Source organism: Pseudomonas sp. TE3910, from assembly GCF_056279025.1.
This window is the reverse complement of record NZ_JBWBQN010000001.1, coordinates 3,731,379-3,757,057: the sequence shown is the minus strand read 5'-3', so window position 1 is coordinate 3,757,057 and position 25,679 is coordinate 3,731,379. Positions and strand designations below refer to the sequence as shown.

Sequence of the window (25,679 nt, the reverse complement as noted above, 5' to 3'; positions counted from 1 at the left end):
CTTAGAACCGAGAGCCCGGCTCCAGCAGGAAGTCCATTTCCTCGTCGGTGCTGGGCCGACCGAGTACCAGATTGCGGTGCGGGAAGCGCCCGAAACGGGTTATGACGCGCTGATGCTGCTCGGCATAATCGAGAAAACCCTCGAACAGGCGACGATCAGACTCAGGCTGGGCCGCCAGCAACAGCCGGTAACGCTCGACGCAGATATTCTGCCAGTCCAGCACTTCGGCATGTTCCAGTACCAGCAGGATGAACACCCGCTGGATCGGCAAAAGCTGATAATCCCAGGCTTTGTCCAGGCCCTGCATCACCAGCACCTGTGCACGCCGGTCGCCATCGAAGGCTCGCGGCGTATCGCGATAGATCATCCGCGGCAGTTGATCCAGCAACAATACAAGGCCCAACCACCCCTGAGGGCTTTGCAACCACTCATCCAGGCCGCCAGCCAGTGCCTGCTCGACCAGATCACCGAAGCGCTCATGCGCCTCGGCATCGTGGTGCTTGCCGAACCACAAGGTGCTCTTCTCGTCAGCCACGTCTTGAGGGCTGGTGCCCCAACCGAACCACCACTCCAGTAACGGCTGCCAAGGTGCGAGCATGGAATTACTCCTTGTGGTAGCCGGTCACGCGCTCGACTTCCTGCTTGGAGCCGAGGAACACTGCAACGCGCTGGTGCAGGCTGTCTGGCTGAATGTCGAGAATACGCTGATGACCGTCAGTGGCAGCACCACCGGCCTGCTCGATGATGAACGACATCGGGTTGGCTTCGTACATCAGGCGCAGCTTGCCCGGCTTGGAAGGCTCGCGGGAGTCACGTGGGTACATGAACAGGCCGCCACGGGTCAGGATGCGGTGCACATCGGCAACCATCGACGCGATCCAGCGCATGTTGTAGTTCTTTTTCAGCGGGCCGGTTTCGCCTTCCAGCAACTCGCCGACATAGCGCTGTACCGGGGCTTCCCAGTGACGCTGGTTGGACATGTTGATGGCGAACTCGGCGGTGCTTTCCGGCACGCTGATGTTCTCGTTAGTCAGGACGAAGCTGCCCAGCTCGCGATCCAGGGTGAAACCTTTGACGCCATCGCCCAGGGTCAGGATCAGCATGGTCTGCGGGCCATAGATCGCGTAACCGGCAGCAACCTGCTTGGTGCCTGGCTGCAGGAAGGCTTTCTCGTTCAGGCTTTCGTTCTGGCTCAGGTACTCATTCGGGCAACGCAGTACCGAAAAGATGGTGCCGACCGACACGTTGACGTCAATGTTCGAAGATCCGTCCAACGGGTCGAACACCAGCAGGTAGGCACCCTTCGGGTATTTGCCCGGGATCTGGTAGGCGTTGTCCATTTCCTCGGACGCCATGCCGGCCAGGTGGCCGCCCCACTCGTTGGCCTCAAGCAGGATATCGTTGGAAATCACGTCCAGTTTCTTCTGGACTTCGCCTTGCACGTTTTCAGTGCCCATGCTGCCGAGGACGCCGCCCAGGGCGCCTTTGGAGACGTGGTGGCTGATCTCCTTGCACGCACGCGCCACCACTTCGATCAGGAAGCGCAGATCGGCAGGGGTACTGTTGCTGCGGGTCTGCTCAATCAAATAGCGACTCAGGGTAACGCGGGACATGTAAGGCTCCGAAGGAAGGGGGTAGTAAAAAACCCACGCAGTTTACAGGGAGAGTGAAGCGCTAGCGAGCAATAGGACGGGCTCGCCTGATCAGACGGCACATTGGCCCGAGAGTTCACCCCCTCGGGCCACATGCAGCCACTCACTCCAGCGCATGCCAGATCTCGGTGGCGTACTCGCGAATGGTCCGATCCGAAGAGAACCAGCCCATGCGCGCACTGTTGAGTACCGCCGAACGCCACCACAGCTCAGGTTCGCGCCACAACGCCTCTACGCGCCGCTGCGCCTCCCAGTAGGCGTCAAAATCGGCGCACACCAGGAAGCGGTCATAGGCCAGCAGGGAGTCGATCAACCCAACGTACCGCGATGGATCATCCGGCGAAAACACTCCGCCACGAATGGCATGAAGCACATCATTGAGGCGGTGTGAGGCGGCTGCAGTGGCATGGGCGCTGAAATCGCCACTGCGCTTGCGTGCCTCGACCTGCTGGGCGGTGAGGCCAAAGATAAACATGTGCTCGGCACCGACCTGCTCGGACATCTCGACGTTGGCGCCATCCAGCGTGCCGATGGTCAAGGCGCCATTGAGGCCGAACTTCATATTGCTGGTGCCAGACGCCTCATAACCAGCAGTGGAGATCTGCTCGGACAAGTCTGCTGCCGGAATGATGCTCTCCGCCAGGCTGACGTTGTAGTTGGGCAGGAATACCACCTTGAGCTGGCCCCGCACCGTCGGATCGTTATTGACCACCTTGGCAATGTCGTTGGCCAGCTTGATGATCAGCTTGGCCTGGTGGTAGCTGGCTGCCGCCTTGCCCGCGAACAGTTTCACCCTTGGCACCCAGTTGGTCTCGGGCTCGGCACGGATCGCCTGATACAGCGCCACGGTATGTAACAGGTTGAGCAGTTGGCGCTTGTACTCGTGGATGCGCTTGACCTGCACATCGAACATCGCCTCAGGGCTGATGGTGATACCCAAGCGGTCCTGAATCATTTGCGCCAGTACCCGCTTGCTGTGCAGGCGCTGCTCGGCGAAACGCTTGCGGAAGCCGGCCTGTTCAGCGAAAGGCTCAAGCCCCCTCAAACGTGTCTCCGGATTGTCGAGCAAGTCGGCACCGAGTGCCTCCACCATCATGCCGGTCAAGCGTGGATTGGCCTGGTAGAGCCAGCGGCGAAAGGTGATGCCGTTGGTCTTGTTGTTGATCCGGTCGGGGTACAACTTGTGCAGTTCGGCAAACACCGTGCTGCGCATCAGCTTGGAATGCAGCGCCGAAACACCGTTGACGCTGTGTGACCCTAGAAACGCCAGATTACCCATGCGCACACGGCGCCCGTTGTCCTCTTCAATCAGCGAGACCGCCCGCAGTACATCGAAATCATGGATGCCCTTGGCCCGCAGGGCGTCGATATGGAAGGCATTGATCAGGTAAATGATCTGCATGTGCCGTGGCAGCATCCGCTCCATCAGGCCCACCGGCCAGGTTTCCAGCGCTTCGGGCAATAGCGTGTGATTGGTGTAGGCCAGGGTATCGACAGTCAACTGCCAGGCGGTATCCCAAGGCACTTCGTGTTGATCGACCAACAGCCGCATCAACTCAGCCACGGCAATCGAGGGGTGGGTATCGTTGAGCTGGATCGCCACCTGCTTGGGCAGGTTAAGGAAGTCATCATGCATGTTCAGGTGGCGGCGCAGCAGGTCCTGCAGCGAGGCCGAAACGAAGAAGTACTCCTGGCGCAACCGCAACTCCTGACCGGCTTCGGTGCTGTCGGCAGGGTACAACACCCGCGAAATGCTCTCGGCGCGCGCCACCTCAGCCACGGCACCCAAGTGGTCACCGGCATTGAAGCGCTCCAGGTGCAGTTCTTCCAGCGCCCGTGCCCGCCAGAGGCGTAACGTGTTCACACTGGCGCCACGCCACCCGACGACCGGCGTGTCGTACGCCACCGCGCGTACCGTCTCCGCCGGCCACCATATTTGCCGGAAAGATCCGTCAGCCTGCTTGACGGTCTCCACGCTGCCACCAAAACTGATGGGGTAAATGACTTCGGCCCGTTCAAATTCCCAGGGGTTACCGAAGTCCAGCCAGTTTTCCGTCTGCTCCTGTTGCCAGCCATCGACGACCGCCTGACGGAACAGACCGTGCTCATAACGGATGCCGTAGCCGTGCGCCGCAATGCCGAGCGTTGACATGCTTTCCATGAAACAGGCCGCCAAGCGCCCCAGGCCACCATTGCCAAGGGCAGCATCCGGTTCGAGCAGGCGAATACGATCCAGGTCAACGTTCAACCCGGTCAAGGCTTCGCGTGCAACGTCCAGCAAGCCCAGGTTGCTCAGGCTGTCATACAGCAGGCGACCGATCAGGAACTCCAGTGACAGGTAATAGACCCGTTTCTGGTTACTTCGGTAGATCTGCCGCGTATGGTCCATCCAGTGGTTGACCATATGATCACGGGCCGCCAGGGCAATGGCTTCAAACCAGTCATGGTCGAAAGCGTGCTCCGGGTCCTTGCCAACCGCATACGTCAGTTTGGCCAATACAGCGGCGCGGAAGGCCGCCACCTCTTCGTCACGAGCAAGCGTTTCCTGAGACATTCGTCGTCCTCAAGCAGGTTGACGTTCGGGTGCGATCTATCAGCCTAGACGCTCCAGCACAGACCGACAGCCCTGGTTCGTGGTTTTCTGCGTGACGCCAGAAACTTTCATCGAGAAAAACCGGCAAATGGTTGTTCATTCTTTCACCAACCCCGGTATCATCGCGCGCCCGTATGACCGCCGAAAGTCGAACCCGATGAAACCGACCCTGATCGCTGCAGCTGAACTAGACCGCCTGGATACCTGGCAGAAATATGCCAGCCACATGTGTGGAGGCTGCATGTCCAGTTGCTGCACCCTGCCAGTGGAAGTGCGCATCAAGGACTTGATCCGTATCGGGGTAGTCGACGAATTTGAAAAGGACGAGCCGCCGAAGAACGTTGCCAAGCGACTGCAAAAGGAAGGGATTGTCGAGCGCTTCAATCAGAAGTCGGGCATCTTCACCCTGGCACGGATGAGCAACGACGATTGCCTGTACCTGGACCGCAAGAGCCGCCTCTGCACCATCTACGACAAGCGCCCGGACACCTGCCGCAACCACCCGAAAATCGGCCCTCGGCCGGGCTATTGCGCCTACAAGCCAAAGCCTCCAGCGCGCTAAGCGCTACCAACGGGTAGTCGTCGGCCTGGCTGGCGACAAACGCACATAAAAAAACGCCCCCGGCCTTTCGACCGGGGGCGTTTTCATTTAGCCGAGCTTAGTTAGCCTTGGCTTTCTTGGCAGCGCGGGTACGCTCGCCTTCGTCGAGGATCTTCTTGCGCAGACGGATCGACTTCGGCGTAACTTCACACAGCTCGTCGTCCTGGATGAACTCCAGAGCCTGTTCCAGGGTGAAACGAACCGGTGGAACCAGAGCGATGGTTTCGTCTTTACCCGAAGCACGCATGTTGTCGAGCTTCTTGCCCTTGGTAGGGTTGACGCCCAGGTCGTTGTCACGGCTGTTCAGACCAACGATCTGACCGTTGTAGATGTCCTGACCGTGCTCGATGAACAGCTTGCCACGAGCCTGCAGGGTTTCCAGGGAGTAGGTCAGTGCCTTGCCGGTCTCAACCGATACCAGTACACCGTTCTGACGGCCGGACATGTGGCCGGACTTCATGGTGTCGTAGCGATCGAAGATCGAGGTCAGGATGCCTGCACCGTTGGTCAGGGTCAGGAACTGGTTACGGAAACCGATCAGACCACGGGCTGGAATGTTGTACTCCAGACGCACACGACCTTTACCATCCGGCGACATGTTGGTCAGGTCGCCTTTACGCAGACCCATCTCTTCCATGACCTTGCCCTGAGCTTCTTCAGGGATGTCGATGGTGACGTTCTCGAACGGCTCCTGCTTGACGCCGTTGACTTCACGGATGATTACTTCAGGACGGCCTACAGCCATCTCGAAGCCTTCACGACGCATGGTTTCGATCAGAACCGACAGGTGCAGCTCACCACGGCCGGAAACCTTGAACTTGTCAGCCGAGTCGCCTTCTTCAACGCGCAGTGCAACGTTGTACAGCAGCTCTTTGTCCAGACGTTCCTTGATGTTACGGCTGGTGACGAACTTGCCTTCCTTACCGCAGAACGGCGAGTCGTTGACCTGGAAGGTCATCGAAACGGTTGGCTCGTCAACGGTCAGTGGCTTCATCGCTTCGACGTTCAGTGGGTCGCACAGGGTGTCGGAGATGAACAGCTCGTCGAAACCGCTGACGCAAACGATATCGCCCGCCAGTGCTTCTTCAACGTCAACGCGGTGCAGACCGTGGTGACCCATCAGCTTCAGGATACGGCCGTTGCGCTTCTTGCCGTCAACGTCGATGGCTACAACCGGGGTGTTCGGCTTGACGCGACCACGGGCGATACGGCCAACGCCGATAACACCGAGGAAGCTGTTGTAGTCCAGGGCAGAGATCTGCATCTGGAACGGGCCGTCACGGTCAACGGAAGGCGCTGGTACGTTGTCGACGATCGACTGGTACAGCGGGGTCATGTCTTCCGCCATGTCGGTGTGGTCCAGACCGGCAATGCCGTTCAGGGCCGAGGCGTAGACAACTTTGAAGTCCAGCTGTTCATCGGTAGCACCGAGGTTGTCGAACAGGTCGAAGATCTGATCCAGAACCCAATCAGGACGCGCGCCTGGACGGTCAACCTTGTTGATGACCACGATTGGACGCAGGCCGGCTTCGAAGGCCTTCTTGGTCACGAAACGGGTTTGCGGCATAGGGCCGTCTTGAGCATCAACCAGCAGCAGCACGGAGTCGACCATCGACATTACGCGCTCAACTTCGCCACCGAAGTCGGCGTGGCCGGGGGTATCCACGATGTTGATGTGGTAACCGTTCCAGTTGATGGCGGTGTTCTTCGCCAGAATGGTAATGCCGCGCTCTTTTTCCTGGTCGTTGGAGTCCATCACGCGCTCGTCGTTGAGCTCGTTGCGCTCCAGAGTGCCGGACTGACGCAGGAGTTTGTCTACCAGGGTGGTCTTACCATGGTCAACGTGGGCGATGATGGCGATGTTACGGAGATTTTCGATCACTTGTGTATCTCGAGCAGAGGATTCGGGTTGCCGCCAGTTTAGGCGGCGAATATGAATGAAAAACGCTCAACGGGCCCGCCGGTCGGGAGGGCGGTGGCGGATGCTGCCGCCATACAGCCCTGGCGTCTTATGCCGGGCGATAAACACGCACATTGGCATGTCCCTCGCTCAATAAGTGGTGGGCATGCAGGCGGCTCATTACGCCCTTGTCGCAATACAGCAGGTACTGGCGGGTAGCATCCAGTTCCTTGAAACGGCTGTTCAGGGCATAGAACGGCAGCACCTGAACTTCGATACCTTCGAGTACCAGTGGCTGGTCTTCCTGGGCGTCGGGGTGACGGATGTCGATCACCACCTGCCCGGCCAACGCCTGGCTGACTTCTTCAATTTGAATATCCTGGCCCAGCTCATCGATGACATTGTCGATCGAGATCAGGCGGGCACGCTCCAGCGCACGCTCCAGCACCGCCATGTCGAAACCGCGTTCTTCGCTTTCGACGCGGTGACGCTTGGCGCAGGTTGTCGGGTTCACCGAAATCACGCCGCAGTATTCTGGCATGTGCTTGGCGAACTCGGCGGTCCCGATCTGGTAGGCCTGATCGATGATGTCCTGCTTGTGGCTGGCCAACAGTGGGCGCAACACCAGTTTCTCGGTCGCCGAATCGATCACCGCCAGGTTCGGCAGGGTCTGGCTGGAGACCTGGGAAATCGCCTCACCGGTCACCAGTGCGTCGATTTCCAGGCGATCGGCAATGCGGGTTGCAGCACGCAACATCATACGCTTGAGGGTAACGCCCATATAGCTGTTACCGACCTTGCCGAGAATTTCGCCGACCACTTCTTCGAACGGCACGCTGACAAACAGCACACGCTGGCTGCTGCCGTACTTTTTCCAGAGAAAGTGTGCGACTTCCATTACGCCAAGCTCGTGGGCACGGCCACCGAGGTTGAAGAAACAGAAATGGGTCATCAGGCCGCGGCGCATCATCTGGTAGGCCGCCACGGTAGAGTCGAAACCACCCGACATCAGCACCAGGGTCTGCTCCAGCGCGCCCAGCGGGTAGCCGCCGATGCCCGGGTGCTGGCTGTGCACCACGAACAGACGCTCATCACGCAGCTCAAGACGCACGACCACTTCAGGGTTACGCAGATCGATCCCGGCTGCGCCGCACTGCTGCCGCAGTTGGCTGCCGACATAACGATCGACATCCATGGAGGTGAAGCTGTGCTTGCCCGCACGCTTGCAGCGAACCGAAAAATGCTTGCCGGCCAGCTGCGCACCATAATGAAGCTTGCACTTAGCGACGATATCGTCGAAATCGACCAGCGGGTATTCGTCGACCTGCAGGAAATGCGCAATGCCCGGCGTACAGGACAGGCGCTCGATCATCTCACGCTGCACTTTTTCATCGTCCAGGCGCGTGATGATCTCGAGATTATCCCAGACACCCTTGACCACGAGCTCTGGATCGAGGTCCTTGAGCACGACACGAATGTTGCGGCAGAGCTGGCGAATGAAGCGCTTGCGCACCGGGCCGCTCTTGATGGTGATCTCTGGGAAAATCTTGACGATTAGTTTCATGAAAAACTGCGTGCAATGTGCCAAGCGAAAAAGGGGGGCGCGGATTATAGCGGAAATTGCTCAAGGTTTGACCAACTATTGTACGGACGGCATCCATCGCACCAAAATAGGTCATCTTGATTAAAAATCGCATCATAAGAGTGCGAAAAAAATCCGCTTTTTCAGTATTTACGGCGCAAACGCCTATGTTTGGGGCAAAAAACCCAACTCGGGGCACTGGCATGCAATTTGCTCCCTTGTGAGGCAGGTTGCCTTGGCGGACTATTCGCGCCCGGCATCACCCAAATTCAAGGGCTGCACAGGCAAGCTCTACCCCACCCGGAGGACACTATGTCGAAGTCGGTTCAACTCATCAAAGATCATGACGTTAAATGGATTGATCTGCGCTTCACTGACACCAAAGGCACTCAGCACCACGTGACCATGCCAGCCCGTGATGCGCTGGATGAAGACTTCTTTGAAGCCGGCAAGATGTTCGACGGCTCCTCCATCGCTGGATGGAAAGGCATCGAAGCGTCCGACATGATCCTGATGCCGGTCGACGATACTGCCGTGCTCGATCCGTTCACCGAAGAGCCAACGCTGATCATCGTTTGCGACATCATCGAACCTTCGACCATGCAAGGCTACGACCGCGACCCACGCGCCATCGCCAAGCGTGCCGAGGAGTACCTGAAGTCCACTGCTATCGGTGACACCGTACTGGTCGGCCCGGAGCCAGAGTTCTTCATCTTCGACGAAGTGAAGTTCAAGTCCGACATCTCGGGCTCGATGTTCAAGATCTTCTCCGAACAAGGTTCGTGGATGTCCGACCAGGACGTCGAAGGCGGCAACAAAGGTCACCGCCCAGGCGTCAAAGGTGGTTACTTCCCAGTTCCTCCGTTCGACCATGACCACGAAATCCGTACTGCCATGTGTAATGCCATGGAAGAAATGGGCCTGGTCATCGAAGTTCACCACCACGAAGTGGCAACTGCCGGCCAGAACGAAATCGGCGTGCGTTTCAACACCCTGGTGAAGAAAGCCGACGAAGTTCAGACCCTGAAGTACTGCGTACACAACGTTGCCGACGCTTACGGCCGTACCGCTACCTTCATGCCGAAGCCACTGTACGGTGACAACGGTTCGGGCATGCACGTTCACATGTCCATCTCCAAAGAAGGCAAGAACACCTTCTCCGGCGAAGGCTATGCCGGCCTGTCCGACACCGCCCTGTACTTCATCGGCGGTATCATCAAGCACGGTAAGGCACTGAACGGCTTCACCAACCCTTCGACCAACTCCTACAAGCGTCTGGTCCCAGGCTTCGAAGCCCCAGTAATGCTGGCCTACTCGGCGCGCAACCGCTCTGCCTCGATCCGTATTCCATACGTTTCCAGCCCGAAAGCACGTCGTATCGAAGCGCGCTTCCCGGACCCGGCTGCCAACCCATACCTGTGCTTCGCAGCGCTGCTGATGGCAGGTCTGGACGGTATCCAGAACAAGATCCACCCAGGCGATGCCGCCGACAAGAACCTGTACGACCTGCCGCCTGAAGAGGCCAAGGAAATCCCACAGGTTTGTGGCAGCCTGAAAGAAGCCCTGGAAGAGCTGGACAAGGGCCGTGCGTTCCTGACCAAAGGCGGCGTTTTCAGCGACGACTTCATCGACGCCTACATCGCCCTGAAAAGCGAAGAAGAAATCAAGGTTCGCACCTTCGTACACCCACTGGAATACGAGCTGTACTACAGCTGCTAATCCCGTGACGCTCGCGCAAGCGGCGTAAGAAAGGCCTCCCTCGGGAGGCCTTTTTTGTTTCTGACGTCTCACCTACGCAAAGCCCCGACGCCTGGCACTGATCCCTGCAGGAAGCTGGCTTGCCAGCGATGCAGGCACCAGGCACTCGCTGACACACCCGTCGACGCCAACGCAGGCAAGCCTGCATCCCACAGAAAACGCAGCCTGAGCCGCCCTCGGAAGCCTCTTTCCAGGCAACGCCTTTAATGCAGAACCGATCCTGGCTCAATGCTCTATATTGGTGCGATGGGCCGCCTGCATCCGCTGTTCACAGCCCATTTTGGTTCAAGAAAATCGCAAGCCCAGGGCTTTGTAGTCCTTTTTTGGGCATATACAGGTCTTTTTCAGGCGAATCCGCTTCTTTTCGGAGCCTTGGTTTGTTTTTTGCATTTTCTTCGTATCAGCGGATTACCAGTGCGCGCGACCCTGGCTTCAGCCACGGTTGTCATGTACCAAAAGAGGTCAACGACGCCCCATGACCATCAGCGATGCTCTGCACCGACTGCTACTGGACAACCTGACCACTGCCACCATTCTGCTCAATGCCGAACTGCGTCTTGAGTACATGAATCCGGCGGCGGAGATGCTGCTCGCCATCAGTGGTCAGCGCAGCCATGGCCAGTTCATCAGCGAGCTGTTCACGGAATCGACCGAAGCGCTGAACTCCTTGCGCCAGGCCGTGGAACACGCTCACCCGTTCACCAAGCGCGAAGCCCAGCTCACCTCCTTGGCTGGCCAGACCCTGACCGTCGACTACGCGGTAACGCCCATCCTGAGCAACGGAAAGACCCTGCTGTTGCTTGAAGTCCATCCGCGGGACCGCTTGCTGCGGATCACCAAGGAAGAGGCTCAGCTGTCCAAACAAGAGACCACCAAGATGCTGGTCCGTGGCCTGGCCCACGAGATCAAGAACCCGCTTGGCGGTATTCGCGGCGCGGCACAGTTGTTGGCTCGCGAGTTACCCGAAGAAAGCCTGAAGGACTACACCAACGTCATCATTGAAGAGGCAGATCGCCTGCGCAACCTGGTTGATCGCATGCTGGGCTCGAACAAGCTGCCGTCACTGGCCATGACCAACATCCATGAAGTGCTGGAGCGGGTCTGTAGCCTGGTCGAAGCAGAAAGCCAAGGCTGCATCACCTTGGTGCGGGACTATGACCCAAGCCTGCCGGACGTCCTGATCGATCGCGAGCAGATGATCCAGGCCGTGCTCAACATCGTTCGCAACGCCATGCAGGCCATCAGCGCCCAGAACGAACTGCGCCTGGGCCGTATCAGCCTGCGTACCCGAGCCATGCGCCAGTTCACCATTGGCCATACACGCCATCGCCTGGTGGCCAAGGTCGAAATCATCGACAACGGCCCTGGCATTCCCGCCGAACTGCAGGAAACCATCTTTTATCCAATGGTCAGCGGCCGTCCCGACGGAACCGGGCTGGGCCTGGCCATTACCCAGAACATCATCAGCCAGCACCAAGGGCTGATCGAGTGTGACAGCCACCCTGGTCACACCAACTTTTCGATCTTCCTGCCGCTGGAACAAGGAGCCATGTCCTCATGAGCCGTAGTGAAACTGTCTGGATCGTCGATGACGATCGCTCCATCCGCTGGGTTCTGGAAAAAGCCTTGCAGCAGGAAGGCATGACCACCCAGAGCTTCGACAGCGCTGATGGCGTCATGGGTCGTTTGTCCCGGCAGCAGCCGGATGTGATCATCTCTGATATCCGCATGCCTGGGGCCAGTGGCCTGGACCTGCTCGCGCAGATTCGCGAGCAGTACCCTCGCCTGCCGGTCATCATCATGACCGCCCACTCGGACCTCGACAGCGCCGTTGCGTCTTATCAGGGCGGGGCCTTCGAGTACTTGCCTAAGCCTTTCGACGTTGACGAAGCCGTATCACTGGTCAAACGTGCCAACCAGCATGCCCAGGAGCAACAGGGCATGGATGTGGCACCCAGCCTGACCCGCACCCCGGAAATCATCGGCGAAGCACCGGCGATGCAGGAGGTGTTCCGTGCCATTGGTCGCCTGAGCCACTCCAACATTACCGTGCTGATCAACGGCGAGTCGGGTACCGGCAAAGAGCTGGTCGCCCACGCCCTTCACCGCCACAGCCCAAGGGCAGCATCGCCGTTTATTGCATTGAACATGGCGGCAATCCCCAAGGACCTGATGGAGTCAGAGCTGTTCGGCCACGAAAAAGGCGCCTTTACCGGCGCGGCCAACCTGCGGCGCGGGCGCTTTGAGCAGGCGGACGGCGGCACCCTGTTCCTCGATGAAATTGGCGACATGCCAGCCGACACCCAGACGCGCCTGCTGCGCGTGCTGGCCGATGGCGAGTTTTATCGGGTTGGCGGCCACGTGCCGGTCAAAGTCGATGTACGAATCATTGCTGCGACCCATCAGAACCTGGAAACGCTGGTTCAGGCAGGCAAGTTCAGGGAAGACCTGTTCCACCGCCTGAACGTGATCCGCATTCACATCCCGCGCCTGTCGGATCGTCGCGAAGACATCCCGACCCTGGCCCGGCACTTCCTCAGCCGTGCCGCGCAGGAACTGGCCGTCGAGCCCAAGCTGCTCAAGCCTGAAACCGAAGAGTTCATTCGCAACCTGCCATGGCCGGGCAATGTTCGCCAGCTGGAGAACACCTGCCGCTGGATCACCGTCATGGCTTCAGGCCGGGAAGTGCACATTGGCGACCTGCCGCCCGAACTGCTGAACCTGCCGCAGGACGCCGCGCCCGTCACCAACTGGGAGCAGGCCTTGCGGCAGTGGGCAGACCTGGCCCTGGCGCGTGGGCAGTCGAACCTGCTCGACAGTGCCGTGCCTAGTTTTGAGCGGATCATGATCGAAACCGCCCTCAAACACACTGCAGGGCGCCGCCGGGATGCCGCCGTGCTGCTGGGCTGGGGGCGCAATACCCTGACCCGGAAGATCAAGGAGCTGGGAATGAACGTAGCGGGCGGCGAAGAGGACGAGGCTGACGACGCCTGACGCCCCATTTCTGCAGGAGCATGCCTTGCTGGCGATCAAGGCGCCCGTTTCACCTGACGCGGCGCCGGCTCCTGCAGCCCCCGATGTAGAAGCTGCCCTCTCCTGCTGAACGCGCCACCCTGCACCAAACCCGCTCGCGATGCACCGCGACAAGGCAAAAATCCCCGTCCTAGAGCCTTCTTCTTCCGGTAAAACGGCTGTAATCAGCCATTTCCAGCCCTGCAACAAAACTGGCACACACAGTGCATAACATAGGTATCACCCGTTTTGGGGACCTTGGTACAGGCAGGCCGGGGAATCCCCTCTTTTATTCGCGCAACAATACCTGCAAGCGCCAACGCCCGTCCTGCTCTGCACCGGCCCAATCGCCGTGCAGAGGACGGGCCGCTACCAGGTTCACCAGCAAGCCCTTATCGGTCTTCTGCACCCGCCAGCTCACGGGCTTGCCCTCAAGTTGCAACTGACCACGCTGAGGCCGCCCATCAGCCTCGAACAGCAGCGCAACAGCACCCTCGACTTCTTCGCCATGCAGCTTGGGTTCTTCGTTGAACCACAGGTTCAGCCCTCCTTCGATGACCTCGACCTGCTCCAACTCCCGAGGCTCGGGCGCCGTCAATCGACCGATCATCAGCCCGACCAACATGCCGAAGATTGCCAGCGAGAACATCACTCGCGGCCAGAGTTGCGAACGTGGGTCCGGTTCAGGAGTAGAATGCCCTTCGTCTTTTTGCCCGGAGCCGTGCATGTTTCACGTCATCCTCTTTCAACCAGAGATTCCGCCGAATACCGGCAACATTATCAGGCTGTGCGCCAACAGCGGCTGCCACCTGCACCTGATCGAGCCTATCGGCTTTGAGTTGGACGACAAGCGCTTGCGCCGAGCGGGCCTCGACTATCACGAGTACGCCACACTCAAGCGTCATGCCGACCTGCCAAGCTGCCTGGAAAGCCTGGGGCAGCCGCGTCTGTTCGCGTTCACCACCAAGGCCTCGCGGCCCTTCCATGATGCCAGCTTCCAGCCCGGCGATGCGTTTTTGTTCGGTCCGGAAAGCCGCGGCCTGCCAGCCGAAGTGCTCGACGCGCTGAGCAGCGAGCAACGCCTGCGCCTGCCGATGCGCGAAGGCTGCCGTAGCCTGAACCTGTCCAACACCGTCGCGGTGGCCGTCTACGAGGCCTGGCGCCAGCAAGGCTTTGCCTGAACCAAGAAAAAAGCGCCCCGTGGGGCGCTTTCAGGTGACAGCAGTCGCTTATTGCAGCGACGGCGCCTCACCGGCTTCCTGCATACGCGCCATTTCCTGGGCGTACAGGGCATCGAAGTTCACTGGCGACAGCATCAGTGCCGGGAACGAGCCACGGGTCACCAGGCTGTCCAGCGCTTCACGCGCATAAGGGAACAGGATGTTCGGGCAGAATGCGCCCAAGGTGTGGCTCATCGAAGCGGCATCGAGGTTCTTGATCAGGAAGATACCGGCCTGCTGCACTTCAGCGATGAAGGCTACTTCTTCACCGTTCTTGACCGTGACCGACAGGGTCAGCACGACCTCGTGGAAATCGCCTTCCAGACCTTTTTGCTTGGTGTTCAGGTCCAGTGCGACGCTCGGCTCCCATTGCTGACGGAAGATCGCCGGGCTTTTCGGCGCTTCGAACGACAGGTCGCGCACATAGATGCGCTGCATGGAAAACTGCGGTGCGTTCTCATCCAGCGCTTCTGCGCCGTTGTTCTGTTGATCAGTCATGACAGATCCTTCTTTCCAGGGTCTTGTAGGGGTTCTGAATCAAGCCTTGAGCAAAGCGTCCAGCTTGCCCGCTCGCTCAAGGGCATACAGGTCGTCGCAGCCACCCACATGGGTAGCGCCGATCCAGATTTGCGGCACCGATGTACGCCCGGCCTTCTGGCTCATTTCAGCGCGCAGCTGCGGCTTGCCATCGACCTTGATCTCGTCGAAGGCTACACCTTTGCTCTGGAGCAGGTGCTTGGCGCGCGAGCAGTAAGGGCAGTAATCGCTGGAGTAGACGATGACATCAGGCATGGATCACTTCACCAATGGCAGGTTATCGGCGCGCCAGCTGGACACACCGCCAGACAGCTTGGCAGCGGTAAAGCCGGCCTTGAGCAGCTCACGGCAGGTAGTACCGGAATGCTGGCCCATGTTGTCGACCACGATCAAGGTCTTGGCCTTGTGTTTTTCCAGCTCGCCAATGCGTGCAGCCAGCTTGTCCTGAGGAATGTTCAGGGCGCCGACGATATGACCGGCAGCGAAGTCCTTGCTGGTGCGAATGTCGATGACCAGGCCCTTCTCGCTGTTGACCAGAGCGGTCAGTTCGCCGCTGCTGAGGCTGCGACCGCCGCGACGGGCCTCGGTGAGAATCAGCAGTACCAGCAGCACCGCGAACAGTGCGACGAGCAAATAGTGGTTAGTGGCGAATTCAATCAGGTGAGCAACCATCAGAGGGTTCCGGGCCATTAAAAATGTTGGCCAGTATACACAGCCGCCAAGGTCGGCCAAAGCCCGCCCGACGACCCCGCCTGCAGTAATTCCGCTTAATGTGTTGCAGCTTGTCGGCTTATTCCGTTAACCACACAAAGGGAATTCGTCATCCGGGACCAAGATGCCCTAAAATGCGTTTCTTTTTCATCTGAACAAGCGCGAGTGGGATTCATGACGAGCACGCCAAAACCCCTGGTCCTGATCATCCTGGATGGTTTCGGTCACAGCGAAAGCCACGAGTACAACGCCATCTACTCGGCCAACACCCCGGTTTATGATCGCCTGCGTGCTACACAGCCGCATGGCCTGATCTCCGGCTCCGGCATGGACGTGGGCCTGCCGGACGGCCAGATGGGCAACTCCGAGGTTGGCCACATGAACCTGGGTGCCGGGCGTGTGGTGTACCAGGACTTCACCCGTGTCACCAAGGCGATCAAGGACGGCGAGTTCTTCCAGAACCCCGTGCTGTGTGGCGCCGTGGACAAGGCGGTCGGTGCTGGCAAGGCCGTACATATCCTTGGCCTGCTCTCCGATGGTGGCGTACATAGCCACCAGGACCACCTGATCGCCATGGCAGAACTGGCCGTTCAGCGCGGCGCAGAGAACATCTACCTGCACGCCTTCCTCGATGGCCGCGACACGCCACCAAAGAGTGCGCAATCGTCCATCGAACTGCTCGACGCCACCTTCGCCCGCCTGGGCAAGGGCCGTATTGCCAGCCTGATCGGTCGCTACTACGCGATGGACCGTGACAACCGCTGGGACCGCGTCGCTGCGGCCTACAACCTGATCGTCGACAGTGTCGCCGAGTTCAGTGCCGACAGCGCCCAGGCTGGCCTGGAAGCAGCCTATGCCCGCGACGAGAGCGATGAGTTCGTCAAAGCCACACGCATTGGTGATGCCGTCAAGGTTGAAGACGGCGATGCCGTGATCTTCATGAACTTCCGTGCCGACCGTGCCCGCGAGCTGTCGCGGGTCTTCGTCGAGACCGAGTTCAATGAATTCCCTCGCGCACGCCTGCCGAAGCTGGCGGCCTACATCGGCCTGACCCAGTACTCGGCAAAGATCCCGGCACCGGCCGCCTTCGCCCCAGGAAGCCTGGACAATGTGCTCGGGGAATACCTGGCCAAGCAGGGCAAGACCCAACTGCGTATCGCCGAAACCGAGAAATATGCCCACGTCACCTTCTTCTTCTCCGGTGGCCGTGAAGAGCCGTTCCCCGGTGAAGAGCGCATCCTGATCCCGTCACCCAAGGTCGCCACCTACGACCTGCAGCCGGAAATGAGCGCCCCCGAGGTGACCGACAAAATCGTCGAAGCCATCGAGCAGCAGCGTTATGACGTGATCGTGGTCAATTACGCCAATGGCGACATGGTTGGCCATAGCGGTGTGTTCGAGGCTGCGGTCAAGGCCGTGGAGTGCCTGGATACCTGCGTCGGCCGGCTGGTCGAAGCACTGGAGAAGGTCGGCGGCGAAGCGCTGATAACTGCCGACCATGGCAACGTCGAGCAGATGGAAGACGAATGCACGGGGCAGGCGCACACCGCCCACACCACCGAACCGGTCCCGTTCATCTACGTCGGTAAACGCCCGTTCACCGTTCGTGACGGCGGCGTACTGGCAGATGTCGCCCCCACCATGCTGAAACTGATGGGCCTGGAACAACCCCGGGAAATGACCGGGACCTCGATCCTGATCGACGCCTGACCTGCGTAAACCAGCCATAACGGTCGGTTTTCCGGACAAACGCCTCAAGGCAGTTGCCTTGAGGCGTTTTTTTTGCGGCGCGTGCCGGGCATACTAGGCCGGTCTCCCTCTTGGTATCGCCCTTCAGATGCTTCGCGCCCTGATCCTTCTAGCCCTGACCTGCCTGTTCAGCCCGGCATTCGCCGATGAACGCGCACAAACCCAGCAGCAACTGGACGCTACGCGTCAGGATATTGCCGAGCTGAAAAAGCTCCTTGGCCAGTTGCAGCAGGAAAAATCCGGCGTGCAGAAAGACCTGCGCTCGACCGAAACCGACATCGGCAAGCTGGAAAAACAGGTGGAGGCATTGCAGAAGGAACTAAAAAAGACCGAGGGCGAGCTGGAGCGCCTGAACAGTGAGAAAAAAAAACTCCAGAGCGCCCGCATTGAACAGCAACGCCTGATCGCGATCCAGGCGCGTTCTGCTTACCAGAATGGCCGTGAGGAATACCTCAAACTGCTGCTCAACCAGCAGAACCCGGAAAAATTCGCCCGCACCCTGACCTACTATGACTACTTGAGTCAGGCGCGCTTGAGCCAGTTGCGCAGCTTCAATGAAACCCTGCGCCAGCTTGCCAATGTGGAAAACGACATTGCCCTGCAGCAGGCCCAGTTACTGGCCCAGCAAGGCAGCCTCGACAGTCAGCGCCAGGAGCTGGAAAAGGTCCGTGAGGAACGCCAGCAGGTACTGGCCAAGCTCGACACCGACGTAAAAGCCCGTGACCAGAAGCTACAGGCGCGCGAGCAAGAGCAGGCTGACCTGAGCCGCGTCCTCAAGACCATCGAGGAAACCCTGGCCCGTCAGGCGCGCGAGGCCGAAGAAGCACGCCAGCGTGCATTGCTTGCCCAACAGGAAGCCGAGAAACAGCGCCAGCGCGAAGCCCTTGCGGCCCGTGAAAACGATGCGCCGAAGAAGCCTCAGACAACCCCTGGCCCGCTGGTCTCCAGTGATGGAGCCGCATTTGGCGGGGCATTTCCCGCAGCCCGTGGCAAACTGCCATGGCCGGTCAATGGCCGCTTGCTGGCACGCTTTGGTGAAACCCGTGGCGATGACTCGCGGGCCAAGTGGGACGGCGTGATGATCAGCGCCTCTGCGGGCAGCCAGGTGCATGCCGTACACGGGGGCCGCGTGGTCTTCGCCGACTGGTTGCGCGGTGCCGGACTTCTGGTCATCCTCGACCATGGCAATGGTTACTTGAGCCTTTATGGCCATAACCAGACCCTGCTCAAGGATGCCGGCGACATCGTCAAAGCCGGTGAGGCCATCTCCACCGTCGGCAACAGCGGTGGCCAAAATACTTCGGCGTTGTATTTCGCCATTCGCCAGCAGGGTCGCCCGAGCGATCCGGCGCAATGGTGCAGGTCCCAGGGATAGGCATTACCTTATTGTTCACGGCCTGACCGCTATCTGTCATGCCGATGCCCCGAACGGGGCGAAACCCGGATCAGGAGTTCGTTCGACATGCTGCACTCGCCCCGCCTCACCTCGCTGGCCCTGGCTGCTGCCCTGGTCATCGGCGCGCCTCTGGCCAACGCCGCCGAACCGGCACAGCCAGCAGCGATGCCGGCCACGACCGTCAGCGCCAAGGCGCCACTGCCACTCGATGAGCTACGCACCTTCGCCGAGGTGATGGACCGCATCAAGGCAGCCTATGTCGAACCCGTCGATGACAAGACCCTGCTGGAGAATGCCATCAAGGGCATGCTCAGCAACCTCGACCCGCACTCGGCCTACCTGGGCCCGGAAGACTTCCAGGAACTGCAGGAAAGCACCAGCGGCGAGTTCGGTGGCCTGGGTATCGAAGTCGGCAGCGAGGATGGCTTCATCAAGGTGGTGTCGCCCATCGACGATACCCCGGCGTCCCGTGCAGGCATCGAGGCCGGCGACCTGATCGTCAAGATCAACGGCCAGCCGACCCGTGGCCAGACCATGACCGAAGCCGTCGATAAAATGCGTGGCAAGGTCGGTGAGAAAATCACCCTGACCCTGGTCCGCGATGGTGGCACACCGTTCGACGTGACACTGGCCCGCGCCATCATCCAGGTCAAGAGCGTCAAGAGCCAGATGCTCGAAGACGGCTATGGCTACATTCGTATCACCCAGTTCCAGGTCAAGACCGGCGAGGAAGTCGGCAAGGCGCTGGCCAAGCTGCGCAAGGACAACGGCAAGAAACTGCGTGGCCTGGTCCTGGACTTGCGCAACAACCCCGGCGGCGTGCTGCAGTCGGCGGTCGAGGTGGCCGACCACTTCCTGACCAAGGGCTTGATCGTCTACACCAAGGGCCGTATCGCCAACTCCGAACTGCGCTTCTCGGCTGACTCGGCCGACGCCAGTGAAGGCGTGCCGCTGGTGGTGCTGATCAACGGTGGCAGTGCTTCGGCATCCGAAATTGTGGCCGGCGCACTCCAGGATCAGAAACGGGGTGTACTGATGGGCACCGACAGCTTCGGTAAAGGCTCCGTGCAAACGGTACTGCCGCTGAACAATGACCGCGCACTGAAGATCACTACCGCGCTGTACTACACCCCCAACGGACGTTCGATCCAGGCCCAGGGCATTGTTCCCGACATCGAGGTGCGCCGCGCCAAGATCACCAGCGAGCAGGACAGCGAGAACTTCAAGGAAGCCGACCTGCAAGGTCACCTGGGCAATGGCAATGGCGGCGCAGACCGTCCATCGGGCAAAGGCTCCGCACGCAAGGCACGCCCGCAGGATGACGACTTCCAGCTCAGCCAGGCCCTCAGCCTGCTCAAGGGCTTGAGCATCACGCGCGACAAGTAAGGTGTTCTTGCGCTGCCTCGCGCTCGTACTGTTGTGCGGGCTGGCCGGTGCCGCCTCTGCGGCGCCGGCCTACCTGAGCCTGATCATCGATGACCTGGGACAAAACCCGGCACGGGACAGCCGCGTGCTCGCCCTGCCCGGCCCGGTGACACTCGCCGTGATGCCCGACACGCCACATGCCAGCGAGTTTGCTCGCCAGGCTCACCGGGCGGGCAAAACGGTCATTCTGCACATGCCCATGGACCCGGCAACAGGGCCCTATGCCTGGCATCCAGGCATGCCGCAGGCTGAACTGATGCGCCGCCTGGACGCCGCCCTGGTCAAGGTGCCCTTCGCGGCGGGCCTGAACAACCACATGGGCAGCCGGATGACCGCAGAGCCCGAGGCCATGGGTTGGCTGATGGATGAACTGCACCAACGCGATCTGTTCTTTGTCGACAGCCGCACCAGTGCCAGGACGGTGGCCGCAGCCAAGGCCCAGGAAAAGGGCCTGGCCAGCGTCTCACGTGATGTGTTTCTGGACGATGTCCGCACCACTGCCGCCATCGCGGCGCAGTTGCAACAGGGCATCGACCTGGCGCACAAACAGGGCTCGGCGGTACTGATTGGCCACCCTTACCCGCAAACACTTGACGTGCTGGAGCGCGAGCTGCCGAAACTGAAAGCCCAGGGCATCACCTGGATTGAAATACACCAGATGATTGCCGAACGCAGCAACCAGGCCATGCCCGGCCATGGCAAACATGGCCGGTACCTGCCCGCCCGCTGAACGCTCCCGCTCGTGCTCCAGGCGACGATCAGTCGAGCTGCAGTATCTTGTCCACGTCAGCCAACTTCACATCGCCCCGGTGGATATTGATAAGGCTTCCGTCATCCCGCGCATTGGCCAACTGATAGCGGCGCCCAAGGTTTCGGTCCTTCCAGGCCTTCAGGTGGCCTTTGACGAACTGCCGACGTGGCGTGGCATTGTCCGGGTAGTGGAGGTGTATTTCCCACAGCGGCTCCAGCTTTTGCGTTCTGATTTCATATTTTTCAATGAAGTCATTGGCATGCCCTTCGACCGGCGTTCGACTCCCTACCCGCGCGATCTGCAGCTTTGCATACTTGTACAGGTACTTCAGGCTCTCGGCCTGTGGCGGGCTCTCCTTGTAGAAGGTAATCAAATCCTCGCGGAGGGTATCGGCCGCCTCACGAAGCGCGACGATTTTGCCCAGGTCGCCCTCAGTCAACTGCTCCCCTAGTGCCTCAAGCTGCTGAGCCGCCTCACGGAAATTACGCTCTTCATGCTCAAAAATGTGCTCAAGGCTCTTCAGCGAATCGGTTTTTTTCAGGTAACCACGCAGTTTGCGCAACGCACCTTCACGCCTTTTCAACATGCGATTGGCTTTTTCCCTGGCCAGGCGCAATGCATCAGCAGAGGGCGCACCTTCCTGAGGAGCGGGCAGCTCATTGCTGCCTTGCGCCTGCTCAACCACTTCGACCCACTGATCACCATGCTGGTGAAAGCGGCTCAGGCGCTCCCCCGTCACCTTATTACGCTGCTCAACGTAGACCTGATCACCCTCGGTCACTTCCTCCCCTACCAGTACGCGCTGGTCATGCGTGGTGATGGTGCGCGATTTTACGGAAAACTTCGGCGTCGGACGCGGCCTGACAGGGGTACGGGGTTGATCCAGTTCCTGGGCCCTGATCGCGAGTGCCAAGTCTGTCTCGGCGCTGTGTTTCAAATCCTTCAGCTCCGCCCTGTAGCGCTCCAGCGCGTCGGCACGCACGTTGTCGTACGGGTTTTCCTGAAGAAACTCACAGATCTGTAACGTTGTGTCATAGACTTCAAGGCTACTGTTCAAAATGCTGATTCGATCAGACAGCGAAACGTCCTCCTGCTCCAGGGAGGCATGGGAATACCCTGCACGCTTTAAATCCGAACCGATCAGCAGATGTTCCAGCCACAGGAAGTCATCCGGGTCGGACATCGCAGCCCTGTTCATGACCAACTCGCCAAGGTCGGTCAGGTAGGCAAAGCGAAGCTCTTTCGTGCTGAACAAACGCTCGGCACGCACCTTGGCAACGGCGTCGCTCAACCCCGCCTCAACCAGCAGGCCGTCCAGATGATCGAGTTGCGCCAGGAAGTCCAGGATTTCCTTCTGCTCCTGAATGTTGGTCGTCAAAGCATCGACAAACTGATTGTAATGGTCGATTTCAAGCTCACTACGCGGCCATCTGACAACACGCTCACGACTCTCGGCAAGCGTGTCCCAATCGGTGCAAAGGTAAAGCCGTTGGTGCAGGGTGGCAGAATCAATGGCCAACTGGGTCAACACCGCGTCAAGGTTCTTGGAGACCCCTGTGCGCGCATAGAACTTCGCGTATTGAGGCTTACCCAAGTCGATAACAATGTCCCTGACTTGCCATTGAATATCCACCATCCGCCGTAGATGCGTGATCTGGTTCTTGTACTGCGCCGCCAGCACATTTTCCCGCTCAAGCTGAAGCGCTTGTACTTTTGCGATGACCCCTTCAAGCACCGTCTTGGCCGGTCCATCAGCGACCTCATGCTTGGCCTTGAAGCCCGCCAGAGTCTTCGCTGCGTTGTCTTTTTCGGCCACCAAACTCCGCGAGGTCTCGATCAGTTTCTCGAAAGCGTCTTTCTCCGTCACGTAGTCTTGCATGGCCTTGCTCATCTGCTCGAGCGTCGCTTCGTAATGCGCCTTGTTGGCCTCGGCCAATGCACTGATCTGACGCTTCGGGCCGCCGCCACGCAAGGCCAATCTCAAATCCAGCGCCCATTCATCAGCCGACAGGTGCCGCAACCGCGGGCCACGCTGAAGACGGTAAATGGGGTTGACCACCCAGACCTCCCCTGCCGCCCGGTCGACACGATAGACAGCCCCTGCAACCTTGGCATACAGGTTGTCATCGGTACCATACAGCCCCCGCGCCTCGTCATCCTCGCGATAGCCTCCCAGGTCTGTCATCGGATCCACCTGCCAGCGCCGAAGCTTTTCACGCTGCACTGCGCTCAGGTGGTTCGCGGGGTTGCTCCAGGAAAAATCCAGTGCGGTGCCATTGCCGCCAAGCGTGGCGGTAGTCGAGAACGACTGGTCTTTTTGCACTTTCACCAATGGCACCACATCGCCCTCAAGCCTGCGCGCAGGGCCGGCAATCTCTGGCAAGGCAACAGGCTTGGGCGGCGCGGTCTCACCGGGCGGCGATGAGCGGTGCAACAGGAGCAGGCCCAGATTGAACAGCAAATCAACAATCGCCGCGTCCCGCTGAAACTCATCCCCGCTGCGCAACGCCTTGAAATCCTCGTTCAGACTGCTAACCAGTTGAACGATCCAGATAACCACAGCGACAGGACCACGCAGTAGTGGCACTACCGCGCCGAACACCAGCCACGCACCTTTCTTAATCAGTGCCCAACGGCTTTCGGCATTGGACACCGAGTCTCGGTTGGCCAGCTCGACCAACATCCGGGTATTGCCCTCAAAGAGCCGTTCACAGGCCGTTCCCACCACGTCCACCGCAACCAACTGAGCAGGTGCTGACCGTTCCAGCGGCAATAAAGTGTCAATGATCACCCTGGATATGTGCGGCTCGTCGAAACCACCGTTGGCGTAGACTTGACGGGTATCATCACTGAACCAACTGAGGACACTCTCCTGTAACGCTCCCTCTTCCTTGATGGCATCAAACAGCGCCTCAGTGCTGGGGAACTGTAGCAACGGTTGCTCGGTGTCAAGCGGCCGGTACAGCACGCACGGACCTGTTGTCATATCACGGGGAGCAATGACAAAGAAATTGACGACCTCATCCGCGACCTCGCTGTCAGGCTCGTGCTTGAAGGCAAGCGGCCTGATCAACACGGCGGCCTCATCGCCCGTTAAATCATCACTCAGCCCCAGCGTCGCACTCCGCACATAGTTGTAGCCCACTTCACTGAAACCGGCCTGTCCACGGATTTTGGCCTCCAGCGCCACAAGCGGTAAATGCACTTCAAGCTCACGGCAAAACAGCTGTTGTCGACGCTTGAGCTGGGTAGGGTCGCCCAGTAACGCCGCGACGTGCTTGGGGTACACCTCACCGATGTTCACCCGCTGCACCAGTTCATCAATGTACTCAGGCGTCATCCAGGCCATGATCGGCTTGCCGTTCCGATGGCTGATGACCACAGTGCCACTGGGCTTTGAGACCAGATTGCCGATGGCATAGTCGGTAAAGGTCATGGCCTCGTGCCTGATCATGCCAGCTGTACCCAGTTGCCCTTCGGCAATCGCGAACGTCAGTATCAGATCATCCGCAAAGTAGTCGCCGTCCGATGGGTGATCATTCAGTAGCTGATCGCGCAGTGACTGAGCGGTAAAAGCCTTCAAGCTCGGCACATCATAAAGAAATGATTGCCCGCGAGACGTTGCCTGCGCATTGGCCAGCCCCAGCAAAAGGCCCATATAGGCAAACTGATCGGATGCCGAGGCATCACTTAACCAGTCTGGCAGGCTGTCGCTCAGTACGGCCTGTGGCACCACCGTCAGCAGCGCGGTGGGCTGGAAGAACACCGAAGGATCCGTGAGCGCACTAAAGCCTTGCTCCAGCGCCTGCACATCGGCAAATCGACGCGACGCCAACGGCGTCAATGCCTCTAACTGACGATTCAACAGTACACTGGCCTGCACCTCGAACAGGTTTTCTTCAGGCTCATGACAGCTCCAGGTCACCTGAGACACCACGAAACGCTTGGCGACCCACGCATGCAAGGCCTCGGAAAACGCCTCTTCGCGGGTAAACGATTCCACCCGCCCCGAAGGCTGACACCAGAGGAACCTGTCGTGCCCGTCTACCCGAGACTTCAACAGCACGTCACCACTCAGCAAGGCATAGGGACCGGCAGCCCCATCCACATGGATATCAATCAGGTAGGCTTGCGTGCAGTCATTGCCATAGCGCCGCTGTCGACTCATTTTCAGCGGTACTTCGACGACTTGGGACAGTGCAGCACGCTCCTCACGCCCTAACTCTGCAGTGGACTGGCTTGCAGTCAAAACGGTCTTGAGCACCTCGCTGAGCCACAGCGTCCGTGGCACCTGTGTGCTGCCCGTCTGCTGCCAGTAATCGACCAAGGCTTGTTGCAAATTGATATGAATCGTCGCCTGCAACTCATTCAGCGACTGAGCCACATCCTCCATGTCCAGACGATTCTTCAGGTCACCCGATTGCATGACTGCGGGGTAGTCATAGCTGAGCCGGTAGGCCTCCTGAGTCTCATTGGCAAATACCAGCGTTTTTCCCTGTGCGAAATGCAGCATGAAGACATCAAGCAGTGACTGGCGCGAATAGAACAGGCGCTTCTCACGCCTTTCGGGCACCATCAGGCTGATTTGACTGGCCGAGACCAGGCCGGGGTAGTTCCGGGCGAGGGATGGGTAACGTGCGAATAGCACCTCAAGCATCCGCCGCTCAAGCACGCTACGCAAGGTAGGGCGCGAGGCGAATTGCAAGGCAACCATCGCCTGAATGTTGATATCACTGGGGTGTAAAGAACCAGACATGCACAACTCCTGTCAGTGCGATAGAACACATACAGG

General features: G+C 59.4%; 19 protein-coding genes. 9 read left to right on the top strand and 10 right to left on the bottom strand.

Annotation, left to right across the window (positions count from 1 at the left end):
• Position 1: 1 nt before the first annotated feature.
• From ACZ9H3_RS17175 to ACZ9H3_RS17165, 3 genes are all read right to left on the bottom strand, one after another.
• Positions 2-598 carry a DUF924 family protein gene (locus tag ACZ9H3_RS17175; RefSeq protein ID WP_065760635.1) on the bottom strand — a complete coding sequence of 199 codons (597 nt, stop codon included), beginning with the start codon at positions 596-598 and terminating at the stop codon, positions 2-4.
• 4 nt (positions 599-602) lie between these two features.
• On the bottom strand, positions 603-1,613 hold the full coding sequence (locus ACZ9H3_RS17170) for a class 1 fructose-bisphosphatase (RefSeq protein WP_065760634.1): 1,011 nt from the start codon (positions 1,611-1,613) through the stop codon (positions 603-605).
• Between the two features lie 142 nt (positions 1,614-1,755).
• On the bottom strand, positions 1,756-4,206 hold the full coding sequence (locus ACZ9H3_RS17165) for a glycogen/starch/alpha-glucan phosphorylase (protein ID WP_476221661.1): 2,451 nt from the start codon (positions 4,204-4,206) through the stop codon (positions 1,756-1,758).
• A 196-nt stretch (positions 4,207-4,402) separates the two neighbouring features.
• Here ACZ9H3_RS17165 and ACZ9H3_RS17160 point away from each other — a divergent pair, with 196 nt between their 5' ends.
• Entirely contained in the window at positions 4,403-4,807 is a 405-nt protein-coding gene (locus ACZ9H3_RS17160) for a YkgJ family cysteine cluster protein (RefSeq protein ID WP_065760654.1), read from the top strand.
• Between the two features lie 97 nt (positions 4,808-4,904).
• Here the strand turns inward: ACZ9H3_RS17160 and typA are convergent, their stop codons facing one another.
• Positions 4,905-6,728, bottom strand: coding sequence for a translational GTPase TypA (gene typA, locus ACZ9H3_RS17155; protein ID WP_099773353.1), 1,824 nt, complete (start codon positions 6,726-6,728; stop codon positions 4,905-4,907).
• Positions 6,729-6,855: 127 nt separating this feature from the next.
• Positions 6,856-8,310, bottom strand: a complete 1,455-nt coding sequence (gene thiI, locus ACZ9H3_RS17150) for a tRNA uracil 4-sulfurtransferase ThiI (protein WP_476221660.1) — start codon at positions 8,308-8,310, stop codon at positions 6,856-6,858.
• A gap of 330 nt (positions 8,311-8,640) precedes the next feature.
• Here thiI and glnA point away from each other — a divergent pair, with 330 nt between their 5' ends.
• The 3 genes from glnA (at position 8,641) to ntrC (ending at position 13,080) form a co-directional block, all read left to right on the top strand.
• Positions 8,641-10,047 (top strand): glutamate--ammonia ligase, encoded by a 1,407-nt coding sequence (gene glnA / locus ACZ9H3_RS17145; protein WP_065761549.1) that lies wholly within the window; start codon positions 8,641-8,643, stop codon positions 10,045-10,047.
• 514 nt (positions 10,048-10,561) lie between these two features.
• A complete protein-coding gene (glnL, locus tag ACZ9H3_RS17140) occupies positions 10,562-11,647 on the top strand; it encodes a nitrogen regulation protein NR(II) (protein WP_330522245.1) in 1,086 nt (361 codons plus the stop codon).
• A complete protein-coding gene (gene ntrC / locus ACZ9H3_RS17135; protein WP_099773352.1) occupies positions 11,644-13,080 on the top strand; it encodes a nitrogen regulation protein NR(I) in 1,437 nt (478 codons plus the stop codon). The genes glnL and ntrC overlap by 4 nt, the downstream gene beginning before the upstream one ends.
• A 307-nt stretch (positions 13,081-13,387) precedes the next feature.
• On the opposite strand, the gene ACZ9H3_RS17130 is transcribed toward ntrC, so the two are convergent.
• Positions 13,388-13,825, bottom strand: coding sequence for a hypothetical protein (locus ACZ9H3_RS17130; protein WP_099773351.1), 438 nt, complete (start codon positions 13,823-13,825; stop codon positions 13,388-13,390).
• Between ACZ9H3_RS17130 and trmL the strand changes: the two genes are divergently transcribed.
• Positions 13,824-14,279 carry a tRNA (uridine(34)/cytosine(34)/5-carboxymethylaminomethyluridine(34)-2'-O)-methyltransferase TrmL gene (gene trmL, locus ACZ9H3_RS17125; protein ID WP_065761545.1) on the top strand — a complete coding sequence of 152 codons (456 nt, stop codon included), beginning with the start codon at positions 13,824-13,826 and terminating at the stop codon, positions 14,277-14,279. The genes ACZ9H3_RS17130 and trmL overlap by 2 nt on opposite strands.
• 48 nt (positions 14,280-14,327) lie before the next feature.
• Here trmL and secB read toward each other — a convergent pair whose 3' ends face one another.
• From secB to ACZ9H3_RS17110, 3 genes are read right to left on the bottom strand one after another with little or no spacing between them, the layout of a single operon-like run.
• Positions 14,328-14,816, bottom strand: coding sequence for a protein-export chaperone SecB (gene secB, locus ACZ9H3_RS17120; RefSeq protein ID WP_065761544.1), 489 nt, complete (start codon positions 14,814-14,816; stop codon positions 14,328-14,330).
• Positions 14,817-14,855: 39 nt separating this feature from the next.
• Positions 14,856-15,110 carry a glutaredoxin 3 gene (gene grxC / locus ACZ9H3_RS17115; protein WP_065761543.1) on the bottom strand — a complete coding sequence of 85 codons (255 nt, stop codon included), beginning with the start codon at positions 15,108-15,110 and terminating at the stop codon, positions 14,856-14,858.
• Positions 15,111-15,113: 3 nt separating this feature from the next.
• Complete coding sequence (locus ACZ9H3_RS17110; protein WP_065761542.1) at positions 15,114-15,527, bottom strand: rhodanese-like domain-containing protein; 414 nt, start codon at positions 15,525-15,527, stop codon at positions 15,114-15,116.
• 213 nt (positions 15,528-15,740) lie between these two features.
• Here ACZ9H3_RS17110 and gpmI point away from each other — a divergent pair, with 213 nt between their 5' ends.
• The 4 genes from gpmI (at position 15,741) to ACZ9H3_RS17090 (ending at position 20,866) form a co-directional block, all read left to right on the top strand.
• Positions 15,741-17,276: a 2,3-bisphosphoglycerate-independent phosphoglycerate mutase gene (gene gpmI / locus ACZ9H3_RS17105; RefSeq protein ID WP_065761541.1), complete on the top strand. Its 1,536-nt coding sequence runs from the start codon at positions 15,741-15,743 to the stop codon at positions 17,274-17,276.
• Between the two features lie 127 nt (positions 17,277-17,403).
• On the top strand, positions 17,404-18,690 hold the full coding sequence (locus ACZ9H3_RS17100) for a murein hydrolase activator EnvC family protein (protein WP_476221656.1): 1,287 nt from the start codon (positions 17,404-17,406) through the stop codon (positions 18,688-18,690).
• An 87-nt stretch (positions 18,691-18,777) separates the two neighbouring features.
• Entirely contained in the window at positions 18,778-20,097 is a 1,320-nt protein-coding gene (locus ACZ9H3_RS17095; protein WP_065762004.1) for a S41 family peptidase, read from the top strand.
• Position 20,098: 1 nt separating this feature from the next.
• Complete coding sequence (locus ACZ9H3_RS17090; RefSeq protein ID WP_454240568.1) at positions 20,099-20,866, top strand: divergent polysaccharide deacetylase family protein; 768 nt, start codon at positions 20,099-20,101, stop codon at positions 20,864-20,866.
• 28 nt (positions 20,867-20,894) lie between these two features.
• Here ACZ9H3_RS17090 and ACZ9H3_RS17085 read toward each other — a convergent pair whose 3' ends face one another.
• Positions 20,895-25,643: a dermonecrotic toxin domain-containing protein gene (locus tag ACZ9H3_RS17085; RefSeq protein WP_476221653.1), complete on the bottom strand. Its 4,749-nt coding sequence runs from the start codon at positions 25,641-25,643 to the stop codon at positions 20,895-20,897.
• Positions 25,644-25,679 lie beyond the last annotated feature (36 nt).